The organism is Streptomyces sp. G5(2025) (assembly GCF_049542075.1).
Taxonomy (GTDB): Bacteria; Actinomycetota; Actinomycetes; order Streptomycetales; family Streptomycetaceae; genus Streptomyces.
Window position 1 is genome coordinate 2,078,892 of sequence record NZ_JBMUZT010000002.1, and the last position, 11,571, is coordinate 2,090,462.

4 protein-coding genes and 1 pseudogene are annotated in these 11,571 nt (G+C 72.5%); 2 read left to right on the forward strand and 3 right to left on the reverse strand.

Features of this window, described 5'->3' with window-relative positions; all coding sequences use genetic code 11:
• Positions 1–56 precede the first annotated feature (56 nt).
• Both ACOBQB_RS09265 and ACOBQB_RS09270 read right to left on the reverse strand, forming a co-directional pair.
• A pseudogene (locus ACOBQB_RS09265) lies at positions 57–2,524 on the reverse strand (SpoIIE family protein phosphatase).
• Positions 2,521–6,906 (reverse strand): HAMP domain-containing protein, encoded by a 4,386-nt coding sequence (locus ACOBQB_RS09270; RefSeq protein ID WP_423590276.1) that lies wholly within the window; start codon positions 6,904–6,906, stop codon positions 2,521–2,523. Before ACOBQB_RS09270 ends, ACOBQB_RS09265 begins: the two are co-directional and overlap by 4 nt.
• A 309-nt stretch (positions 6,907–7,215) precedes the next feature.
• On the opposite strand from ACOBQB_RS09270, the gene ACOBQB_RS09275 reads away from it, so the two are divergent.
• Positions 7,216–8,406 carry an LOG family protein gene (locus ACOBQB_RS09275; protein ID WP_423590278.1) on the forward strand — a complete coding sequence of 397 codons (1,191 nt, stop codon included), beginning with the start codon at positions 7,216–7,218 and terminating at the stop codon, positions 8,404–8,406.
• A 34-nt stretch (positions 8,407–8,440) separates the two neighbouring features.
• Here the strand turns inward: ACOBQB_RS09275 and ACOBQB_RS09280 are convergent, their stop codons facing one another.
• Positions 8,441–9,586 (reverse strand): glycosyltransferase family 4 protein, encoded by a 1,146-nt coding sequence (locus ACOBQB_RS09280; RefSeq protein ID WP_423590280.1) that lies wholly within the window; start codon positions 9,584–9,586, stop codon positions 8,441–8,443.
• A 143-nt stretch (positions 9,587–9,729) separates the two neighbouring features.
• Here ACOBQB_RS09280 and ACOBQB_RS09285 point away from each other — a divergent pair, with 143 nt between their 5' ends.
• Complete coding sequence (locus tag ACOBQB_RS09285; RefSeq protein ID WP_423590282.1) at positions 9,730–10,947, forward strand: sensor histidine kinase; 1,218 nt, start codon at positions 9,730–9,732, stop codon at positions 10,945–10,947.
• Positions 10,948–11,571: the final 624 nt, after the last annotated feature.

The window sequence follows — 11,571 nt, forward strand, 5'->3', positions numbered from 1 at the left end:
GAGCCGCTTGCCCGCAGCGGCTCACAGACCGCAGCGGCTGGCATGACCGCGGCGGCTCACATGACCCGCACGCCGATCAGGCAGGTGTCGTCGTCGGTGTCGGAGGCGCTGTGCGTCAGGAGTCCGTCGAGTTGCTGCTCCAGGTCGGCGGTGGGGAACCCGCCGTGGTCAGCAGGCGGGCCAAGGAGTCCTGGACCGCTTCGTCACGGCGCTCGACGAGTCCGTCGGTGTACATGAGCAGGGTGTCGCCGGGCTCCAGACGCAGTTCCTGCTCTTCGTAGTCGGTGTCGGCCAGGGCGCCCAGGAGTATGCCGCCGACCGGGGGCAGGGGCGCCGCTTGCCGGCCGCGCAGCAGCACCGGCGGCAGGTGCCCGGCGCGCGCCCAGCGCAGGGTGTGCCGCTCCGGGTCGTACAGACCGCACACCGCTGTCGCCGTGACCTGCGTGGTCAGGTGGTGGGCCACGATGTTGAGCCAGGACAGCAGTTGGGCGGGTCCGGCGCCCGTGACGGCCAGGCCGCGCATGGCGTTGCGCAGGACGACCATGCTGGTGGCGGCCTCGATGCCGTGCCCGGCCACGTCCCCCACGCACAGCATGATCTGCTTGGACGGCAGCGTCACCGCGTCGTACCAGTCCCCGCCCACCATGGATTCCGATTCCGCCGGCCGGTACCGCACGGCGATCTGGAGACCCGGGCTGGACAGCGGGGCCTCGGTGGGCGGCATGATCGCGTGTTGCAGTTGCAGGGTCAGCCGGTTGCTCTCGGCGGCCTGCTGTTCGGTGTGCGCCAGTTGGTCGCGGGTCGCCGCCAGCGCCACCTCGGTCCAGTGCTGGGACGAGATGTCCTGGTAGGCACCGCGCACGGAGAGCAGCCTGCCGTCGGCGTCGAGAACGGGTTCGGCGATCACCCGCATGTGCCGGGTGACGCCGTCGGGACGTTCGAGGCGGAAGGCCGCGGAGGCGGACCTGCGGTGGTGGAGCACGGTGCGCAGGAAACGGCGGATGGTGGTGGCGTCGTCGGAGTGGGCGTACGAGGTGAGTGCTTCCAGCGGCACGGGCGGCGTGTCGTGCGGGCGGCCGTACAGGTCGAACAGCTGGTCGTTCCAGGTGACTTCGCCCGTGGTGAGGTTCTCCTCGAAGCCGCCGATCCTGCCCAGGCGCTGGGCGTGCTGCAAGAGGTGGGCCAGGCGTGCCGCCTCGTCCTCGATGCGCCATATGAGCAGCACACAGCCGCCCTGCCGGCTGACGCTGATGTCGGCGACCGCGGCGAGGGAGACCTGGCCGACCAGCGCGGTCAGGGTCATCCGGCGAGTGCGGAACGGCTCACCGGTCGCGTACACCCGTTCGATCTTCTCGAACAGCTCACTGCCGCCCACGGCCATGGGGTAGGCCTCCAGCAGCCGCGCTCCGTGCACGGCGCTGCGTGGCCGGCCCGCGGGGTCGACGAAGCTGTTGTTGACGTGGTGGACCCGGAAGTCCGTGAGCTGTCCGTCCGCGTCCAGGTACGGGACCAGGACCAGGGCGGGGTCGTACAGCCCGTCCGCGAGGTCCACCAGTTCGGAGACGTCGGGCGGGGGCACCCAGGCGTCCGCCGACGGCGGGGCCGCGGTGTCCGGGCGGCTTTCCAGGGTGTGGGCGCACAGCTCCGCCAGCGCCTCGATCTGGCGGAGGATCTGCGCTGGCTGCGGTTCCAGCGGGCCCGGCCAGCAGATCTCCAGGACGCCGTTGACGCGGCCGCCGGTGCCGACGGGGAGCGCGATACGCCCGCCCCTGGCGTGCCGTGCCCGGCCGATGGACGGCAGGCCCTCCTCGGACATGTCCGTGATGTGCACGGTCTGGCGCTCCGTCAGCGCCCTGCGGGCCAGGGTGGAGACGCCCGGGGGTACGTACCGCCAGCGGCCGGCCTCACCCTCGGCGAACCCCGCGTGCCCCGCCAGGGCCAGGGAGGCGTCGGCTCCCGCGCTCCACACGGCGACGGCGCAGGCCCCCAGCGGGGTCAGGGCGTGGGCGAGGAGCGACTGGGCGGCCGCCTGCGTGTCGCCCGCGGCCAGGGCGCCGCTCTCCGCCGTACGCAGGCGCACGCCGACGGAGGGTTCGTCCTGGTCAGCGGGCGGATCGATATTGGCCTGGCTGGCGAAACCGCTGGCGATCTCGGTGAGGTGGTCCTGGGACGACTGGTTGACGATGTCCGCGGCCAGCTCCAGCTGGGAGACGCCCGCCTCCCCGGCCAGCACGGCCAGTTGCCGCGCGGCCGCGGCGGGACCGCACCGCAGCCGCTCGATCAGCACGCCCTTGGCCAGTTCGATCAGGGCGCGGCCGTCGGCTGCCGCCTGCGCGGCGAGGATCTCGCCGCGCAGCCGCTCCACCGTCGCCGCGAGCCTCCCCACGCCGGTGGTCTCCACTTCGGTGGTCTCCGCTTCGGTGCTGTTCGCGCCGGTGGAATCCGCTACGGTGCTCTCCACCCTGGCGCCGGGCACGTGGTGGTCCGGTGAGGCGGGGCCCTCCAGGGGCTGTGAGGTGGTCATGATGCTGTCGACTCCCCACTGATCCAGGTCCCGACGCAGGCGATGAGGTCATTGGCGTCGACAGGCTTGGTGACGTAGTCGCTGGCCCCGGAGGCCAGGCTCTTCTCCCGGTCGCCCGGCATGGCCTTCGCCGTCACGGCGATGATGGGCAGCGTCGCGTAGGCCGGGTCCTGCCGTATCTCCGCCGTCGCCGCGTACCCGTCCATCTCGGGCATCATCACGTCCATCAGGACCAGGTCGATCTCCGGGTTCGCGCGCAGGGTCTCGATGCCCTTGCGTCCGTTCTCGGCGTGCAGGACCTCGATGCCGTGCATCTCCAGGATGCCGCTGATGGCGTACAGGTTGCGGGCGTCGTCGTCCACGACCAGCACGACGCGCCCGGCCAGTCCGCCAGCGGCCCGCGGGAGCTGCTCGCCGGACTCCTCCCCGCGGACCAGCGGGACCACGTCCCCGGGCTGCTCGGCGGTCAGGTGCAGCGCGATGCGCTCGCGCAGCTCGTCCAGGCTGGAGATCAGCTCCAAGGGGCGCGTGTGGGAACGCGATTGCAGCAGCCGTTCGTGCGCCGGATCCAGCCGGCGGCTGTTGTGCGCGAGAACGGGCACCGACGTGACGGCGGCGTCGCCGTCCATGGCGTCGAGGAACCGCAGCGCCTCGTCCTTCGGCATGTCGAGTTCCAGGACGACGCAGTGGCACGCGCCCGCGGCCAGGCTCTCGGCCGCCTCCACGGCGCCGACGGCGGTGATGACCTCGACGCCCGCCTCCCCGGGCTTCGCGGAGAGCTCACCGCTGCCGGACAGGTCGGCGACAGCGCTCTCCGCGACGAGGGCCAGCAGGCCACGCGCCCGCCCCTCGACCACGAGCAGCCGGCGTTTCCGGTGGGGCGCCGGGTCCGCGTGGGCGCCTTGCCCGGAGGCGCCGCGTACGGAGACACCTTGTCCAAAGGCGCCTTGGCCGTCGCCGGCCGTCAGGGCGGGTGCGGTCCGCGTGGCCGCCACGGCGTCGGTCCTGGCCTCCCATTCGGCGCGGGTCACGGGAAGGTAGAGGGTGAACGTGCTGCCCTGCCCCTGCGTGCTCGCGGCGACGACCACACCGCCCAGCAGGTGGGCGATCTCCCGGCTGATGGACAGGCCGAGGCCGGTGCCGCCGTACTTGCGGCTGGTGGTGCCGTCGGCCTGCTGGAACGCGCCGAAGATGGCTTCGAGCTGGTGCTCGGCGATGCCGATGCCGGTGTCCTTCACCCGGAAGGCCAGCAGCGCCTCACCGCGCCGGACGGACGCCGGGACCTCGCTGGGCCCGGCCATCTCGATGCGCAGCTCGACGCTGCCGCGTTCGGTGAACTTGACCGCGTTCGACAGCAGGTTGCGCAGGACCTGCCGCAGCCGTGAGTCGTCGGTGCGCAGCTCGGACGGCACGTCGGGCGCGGTGCTGATGGTGAAGTCGAGGCTTTTCTGGGTGGTCATCGGGCGGAACGTCGCCTCGACGTACTCCAGGAGCTTGCGCAGGGCCACCGGCTCGGGGTTGATGTCCATCTTGCCGGCCTCGACCTTGGACAGATCGAGGATGTCGTTGATGAGCTGGAGCAGGTCGGAGCCCGCCGAGTGGATGATGCCCGCGTACTCGACCTGCTTCGCGGTGAGGTTGCGGGTCGGGTTCTGCGCGAGCAGCTGGGCGAGGATGAGCAGGCTGTTCAGCGGGGTGCGCAGCTCGTGGCTCATGTTGGCCAGGAACTCCGACTTGTACTTGGAGGTGAGGGACAACTGCTGTGCCCGCGCCTCCAGTTCCTGGCGGGCCTGCTCGATCTCCAGGTTCTTCGTCTCGATGTCGCGGTTCTGGGTCGCCAGCAGGGCCGCCTTCTCCTCCAGTTCGGCGTTGGAGCGCTGCAGTTCGTCCTGCTGGACCTGCAACTCCGCCGAGCGGGCCTGGAGTTCGGCCGTCAGCCGCTGGGACTCCTCAAGGAGTTCGTCAGTGCGCGCGTTGGCGACGATGGTGTTGACGTTCACCCCCAGCGTCTCCATCAGCTGTTCGAGGAAGTCCCGGTGCACGGGGGTGAACTGCTCGAACGATGCCAGCTCGATGACGCCGAGGACCTGCTCCTCGACGAGGATCGGTACGACCATCAAGCTGCCCGGCGCGGCCTGTCCGAGCCCGGAGGAGATGCTGAGGTAGTCCGCCGGGATCTGGTGGACGGCGATGGGCCGCCTGCTGCGCGCCGCCTGCCCCACCAGGGACTCCCCGAGCTGGAAGCGCCTGCGGTCCGCGGCGCCGACGGGGCGGCCGTAGGAGCCGACCAGCGCGAGTTCGGTGGACCCGCCCGTCTCCTCGACGAGGTAGAAGGCCCCGTACTGCGCGGACACGAGGGGGGCCAGCTCGTCCATCACGAGTTCCGCGACCACGGCGAGGTCGCGGTGGCCCTGCATCAGACCGGAGATGCGCGCGACGTTGGACTTGAGCCAGTCCTGCTCCTGGTTGGCCAGGGTCGTCTCGCGCAGCGACTCGACCATGGTGTTGATGTTGTCCTTGAGTTCGGCGACCTCGCCCGAGGCGTCGACGGTGATGGAGCGGGTCAGGTCGCCCTCGGCCACCGCGCTCGCCACCTCGGCGATGGCGCGGACCTGCCGGGTGAGGTTGCCGGCCAGTTCGTTCACGTTCTCGGTCAGGCGCTTCCAGGTGCCCGAGACTCCCTCGACCTCGGCCTGGCCGCCCAGTCTGCCCTCGCTGCCGACCTCGCGCGCCACGCGCGTCACCTCGGCGGCGAACGCCGAGAGCTGGTCGACCATCGTGTTGATGGTCGTCTTCAGCTCCAGGATCTCGCCTCGGGCGTCCACGTCGATCTTCTTCGACAGGTCGCCGTTGGCCACCGCGGTGGTGACCTGGGCGATGTTGCGCACCTGGTTGGTGAGGTTGGTCGCCATCGAGTTGACGTTGTCGGTGAGGTCCTTCCACGTCCCGGCGACGTTGGGGACGCGGGCCTGGCCGCCGAGCTGGCCCTCGGTGCCGACCTCGCGCGCCACGCGCGTGACCTCGTCGGCGAACGCAGAGAGCGTGTCGACCATGGTGTTGATCCCGCCGGCGAGCGCGGCGACCTCGCCCTTGGCCTCGACGGTGATCTTCTGCGAGAGGTCGCCGCGCGCCACCGCCGTGGCGACCTGGGCGATGGAGCGCACCTGGCCCGTCAGGTTGGAGGCCATGACGTTGACGTTGTCGGTCAGGTCCTTCCACGTGCCGGAGACGCCGCGGACCGTCGCCTGGCCGCCGAGGTTGCCCTCGGTGCCGACCTCGCGGGCGACGCGGGTGACCTCGTCGGCGAACGCGGAGAGCTGGTCGACCATCGTGTTGATGGTCTCCTTCAGCTCCAGGATCTCGCCGCGCGCGTTGACCGTGATCTTCTGCGACAGGTCGCCCCCGGCCACCGCGGTGGCCACCTGGGCGATCGAGCGCACCTGGGCCGTCAGGTTCCCCGCCATGAAGTTGACCGAGTCGGTCAGGTCCCGCCACGTGCCGGAGACGCCCTTGACGTCGGCCTGGCCGCCGAGGATGCCTTCCGTGCCCACGTCGCGCGCCATGCGGGTGACCTCGTCGGCGAACGACGAGAGCTGGTCGACCATCGTGTTGATGGTGTTCTTCAGCTCCAGGATCTCGCCCCGGGCGCTGACCGTGATCTTCTGCGACAGGTCGCCCTTGGCGACGGCGGTGGTGACCTGGGCGATGTTGCGGACCTGGCCGGTGAGGTTGCCCGCCATCAGGTTCACCGAATCGGTCAGGTCCCGCCAGACACCGCCGACGCCCGGCACCTGGGCCTGGCCTCCCAGCCGGCCTTCGCTGCCGACCTCGCGGGCGACGCGGGTGACCTCGTCGGCGAACGCGGAGAGCTGGTCGACCATCGTGTTGACGGTGTCCTTCAGCTCCAGGATCTCGCCGCGGGCGTCCACGTCGATCTTCTGCGACAGGTCGCCCTTGGCCACGGCGGTCGCCACCTGGGCGATGTCGCGGACCTGGGTGGTCAGATTGCCCGCCATGGCGTTCACGTTGTCGGTCAGATCCGCCCAGCTTCCGGAGACACCGGGGACGACGGCCTGCCCGCCCAGAGTCCCCTCGGTGCCGACCTCGCGGGCCACGCGGGTCACCTCGGAGGTGAACAGCGAGAGCTGATCGACCATGCCGTTGAAGACGGCGGCGATCTCCCCGATCAGCCCGTCGCCCTCGTCCGGCAGCCTCGTGCCGAAATCGCCGTCCCGTACGGCCGTGAGTCCCGCCAGGAGCTGCCGCAGCTCCGGCTCGCCCACTCCGCTGTCCCCGCGCGAGCCGCCTCCGCGAGAGCTGCCCGCGCGAGAGGACCGCGGTCGTGGCGCCGTGGGCCCCTTCTCGACAGCCGCCTCTGCCATGACCGACCTCGTTTCGCTCAGATACCACGACGAACGGCCACCGGGGCAGGACAGCGCACACGCGCCTGCCGGGGCCGCAAACCGACTTCCACGAACTTCACCAGATGATTACAGCTGCACAAAAGTACGCAGCGGATCCCCTCATCTCTGCACCCGGGGGCACAATCCATGCTCCGTACCCCGTGTGATGTGTTCGTCAGTCCGCGTACGGCTCGTGATCCGCGGCGCCGAGAACGCGCGCTCCGCCGCGACAAGAAACCGACATTCCCCCGTAAGACCGGCTCGAACGCAGGAACTTATCATGGGCGAATGCAGCCCACCGACGAGCCCGAACCCGCATCCACCCGGCAACCGACCGGCGAGCCTCGTGAGATCGAGACCCTCGCCGAGTTCGACGAGGTCTCGGGACGCGGCGCTCTCGCCGGGTGCCGCGTCCAGGCCGTCGACCTGACGGAGCGCACCGCCGCGCTCAAGACCGCCCATGTCGCGGGTGCCGTCTTCCTCGGCTGCCCGATGAGCGAGGACGCGGCGGCGCGGGTGCGGGCCGCCGGCGCGCTGGTCTTCCCGCCGGTCCCGGGGCTGCCGTTCAACCCCTACCGGGGGCTGCTCTACACCCCCGACGACCTGTTCGCCGGCCTCGCCGGGGGCGGGTACGACGCGACGCCGGACGCCCACGCGTACGACTGGTTCCAGCGGACCAAGGCCGACGGCGACGTCTTCTCCTCGATGCTGCGCGCGATACACGACGACTCGATCTCCGACGCCCTGGACGAACTGCTCGCCGGGGCTGGAGTCGTGGGCGTCATGGGCGGCCACGCGATGGCACGCGGTACGCAGGAGTACGCGGGCGCGGCCCGGCTCGGCCGCGCGCTGGCCCGTGCCGGTTTCACGGTCGCGACGGGCGGCGGGCCGGGCGCGATGGAGGCGGCGAACCTCGGGGCGTACGCCGCCGTCTTCGCCGACGGCATGCTGGACGAGGCCCTGGAACTCCTCGCCAAGGCGCCCTCCTTCACGCCGTCGGTCACCGAGTGGGCGCGGGCGGCCTTCGCGGTCCGCGAGCGCTGGCCCTCCGGCGGCGCCTCGGTCGGCATCCCCACCTGGTTCTACGGCCACGAGCCGCCGAACGCGTTCGCCTCCCACTTGGCCAAGTACTTCGCCAACGCGACCCGCGAGGACGGGCTGCTGGCCCGGTCGAACGCGGGCGTCGTCTTCCTGCCGGGCGCCGCGGGCACGGTCCAGGAGGTCTTCGACAACGCCACCCCCAACTACTACCAGTCGCGCGGCGAGCCCACCCCGATGGTCCTGGTCGGCCGCGCGCACTGGACGGAGCACCTCCCGGTCTGGCCCCTGCTCCAGTCACTGGCCCGGGGCAGGTCCATGGAGCCGCGGATCGCCTTGGTGGACCGCGTCGAGGACGCCCCGGCCACGCTGGACTCCCTCCTCTCGGCCCGGGGGTATGCCTCGGAGCCCGCCCCCGGTCACACTCCGCCTCACCCGTAGGGTCACGGGGGCACGGGGTCACGGGGTCACGGGGTCACGGCTCCAGCAGCCCGGCGAGCACCTCGTAGGACCGCCCCCAGTCCCACTCCTCCCGCACCCACGCCCGCCCCTTGTCCCCCATGGAGCGGGCGAGCCCGCGATCCCGCAGCAGGCGTACGAGGCGGTCGGCGACGGCTGCCGGGGAGCGGCCGTCGACCACGTAACCGCTCTCACCGTCCCGCACGGCGTCCGGCGCGCCCCCGGAGTCCCCCGCCACGACAGGGAGTCCGGCGGCGGCCGCCTCCAGGAAAACGATGCCGAGCCCCTCCACCTCAAGGCCGCCCCTGCGGGTGCGGCAGGGCATGGCGAAGGCGTCGCTGGCGGCGTAGAAGGGCGGCATCGCGTGGTGCGGGTGGCCGCCCGCGAAGACGACGCCCTCCAGGACTCCTTGCTCCTCGGCCAGTTGGCGCAGGCGCGCCTCGTACGGCCCGGCGCCGACCAGCAGCAGCGTGGCGTCGGCGACCGCCCTGCGCACCATCGACCACGCCTCGATCAGGGTGTCCTGCCCCTTGCGCGGCACGAGGCGCGCCGCGCACAGGACGACGGGCCTGCCGTCCGTGAGCCCGTACCGCTCGCGCACCGGGCGGCCGTCGACGCCCGGCGCGAACTCCTCGGCGTCGACGCCGGGCACCAGGCGCGCGAACCGCACCCCCGGGTCCATGGCCCGGCGGACGGGTTCCCGGGTGCTCGGCCCGAGATACGTGACGCGGTCGGCGCCCGCCCCGATGCGGCGCAGCAGCATCCGCGCGCCGGGGGTACGGGCCCACCACACCTCGTGGCCGTGGGTCGTGGCGACGACCCTGCGCACCCCGGCCTCCCGCCGCAACCGCCCGGCGAGCAGCCCGAGCGGGGCGGCGGCGCCGAACCACACGCGGTCGCAGCCGTACCGCCGGGCGAGGGCCACGGCCCGCTCCCCCGTGCGCCGCGTCGGCAGCAGGGTGCGGGCCCGGTCGCGTACGACAGGGTGGGGGAACGTGCTGTCGTACGCCGCGTCGCCCGGCTCGGCGGAGGTGTACACGACGGCCGTGCCGGGCGGAAAGCGCCGGGCGAGAGTGTCGACGAAGGTCTCGATGCCGCCCTGCCGGGGCGGGAAGTCGTTGGTGACGATGAGAGTGCGAGGCGTGTGAGGCGTGCGAGGCATGGGTCCGACGTTAGGAACGCGGGTGCGTGCGGCGCGTCGCACGAGGCTCCGGGACCGTGGATCAACCCGTGGCATGACATCCCGAGCCGTTCTCCACCCCGGCGCCGACGCGGCCGTCCCGCCCCGACCGCGAGAATCGGGGCATGAGCACGACCATCCCGAGACGGCCCGGCCCGGTGCATGGGCGCCTGCGCGCCCTCGCCGCCGCCCCCGCCTACCCGTGGTGCACGGGCGCGGCCCTGACCGTGGGCGCGGTCGCCGAACTGACCGTGTTCCCGGGCTCGCTGACCAACGCCACCGCCATCCTGATCTCCACGGCCTCCCTCATGTGGCGCCGGGCCTTTCCGCCGGTCGCCCTGGTGAGTGTGGCCGCCGGGCTGCTGAGCTTCGGTGCCGACTCGTCGCTGTCGATCGCGGTGATGATCAGCGGTCTCGTCGCCTGTTACGTCCTCGGCCGCCGCCGCGTGCTGCATCCGGCGCTGCTGGTCGCGGGCGGGGCGTTCGGGGCCCTCGCGGTGAACCTGTGGCACATCCTGCGCTGGGCCCAGGACGACCGGCTGCCGGACGTGCCGCCGCTCGGTGACGCCGGGTCCCTCGGCCTGTTCGCCGAGGCGTTCGGGCTCTCGGCGGTGATCCTCGGTGCCGTCTGCATGGGCGACGCGGTGCGCGCCCGCGAGGAGACGCGACGTGCACGCGCCCATTCCCAGGCGCAGTTGATCGCCGTGGAGCGGCGGCGGGCGGCCGAGGCCGAGCGCGCGGCCATCGCCCGTGAACTGCACGACATCGTCTCGCACTCGGTGTCGATGATCGCGGTGCAGGCGGAGAGCGCGACGTACACGACGCCGGGGCTGAGCCCGCAGGCCCGTGACGGCTTCCAGCAGATCGCGGGGACCGCCCGCGCGTCCCTGGCCGAGCTGCGCCGGCTGCTCGGCGTCCTGCGCACCCCGGCCCCGCGGCACGAGGAGGCCGCCGCGACCGCCCCGCAGCCCACCCTCGACCACCTCGACGACCTCCTCGACCAGCACCGCGCGGTGGGCGGAGCTGCGGAGCTGAGGATCAGCGGGGAGCGGGTGCCGCTGGCCGCCGTGTGGGAGCTGTCGGCGTACCGCATCGTGCAGGAGTCCCTGACGAACGCCCGCAAACACGCCCCCGGCGCCCGCGCGCTCGTCGAACTCGACTACCGCGAGGACCGGTTGGCACTCCGCGTCACCGACGACGGGCCGGGGCCGCCACGGGGCGGCGGCGCGGGCGGCCACGGGCTGACCGGCATGCGGGAGCGCGCCGCCCTGGTCGGCGGCAGCCTCACCGCGGGCGCGGGCCAGGGCGGCGGGTTCCGCGTGGAGGCGGAACTGCCGTGGTGACGGACGACATCCAGGCTCCAAGCTCCGCGGTGGCTGGCGGCCCTGGTCCAGCCCCGCGCCGCTGACGTCCCGGTTCAGCCCCGCGTCGCTGGCGGCCCCGGTTCAGCCCTGCGTCGCTGGCGGCCCCGGTTCAGCTCCGCCCCACCGCCGCTCTCACCAGTCCCCGCTCGAGCTGAACCGGGGCCGCCAGCGACGCGGGGCTGAACCGGGACGTCAGCGGCGCGGGGCTGGACCAGGGCCGCCAGCCACCGCGGAGCTGAACCGGGGCCGCCAGCGGCGCGGGGCTGAACACGACCATCCGCCGGCGCGAGGCTGAGCCGCGACCATCAGCCGAAGGTGGCCCGCTCCAAGCAGAAGTCGAGTCCAGCTCCGCCCGAGGGCGATTCCGATGCCACCGGGGCGTTCCCAACCCCACCAGGAGCCAGGAAGGAGCTGCACCGATGCCACCCGGCGCACTCCAAGCCCCGCCCGGAGAGGCCTCCGAAGCCACCCGGCCCGCTCCTCGCCCCACCCAAAGGGCGATTCCAATGCCACCCAGCCTATCCCCGCCCCATCCCGGGGGCGACTCCGAAGCCACCCAGCGCACTCCAACCGCCCTATCGGGGACGCCCCCGACGCCGTCCC

Coding starts and splice junctions, on each gene's coding strand:
- ACOBQB_RS09270 (WP_423590276.1), bottom strand. CDS start 6,906: ATGGCAGAGGCGGCTGTCGAGAAGGGGCCCACGGCGCCACGACCGCGG.
- ACOBQB_RS09275 (WP_423590278.1), top strand. CDS start 7,216: ATGCAGCCCACCGACGAGCCCGAACCCGCATCCACCCGGCAACCGACC.
- ACOBQB_RS09280 (WP_423590280.1), bottom strand. CDS start 9,586: ATGCCTCGCACGCCTCACACGCCTCGCACTCTCATCGTCACCAACGAC.
- ACOBQB_RS09285 (WP_423590282.1), top strand. CDS start 9,730: ATGAGCACGACCATCCCGAGACGGCCCGGCCCGGTGCATGGGCGCCTG.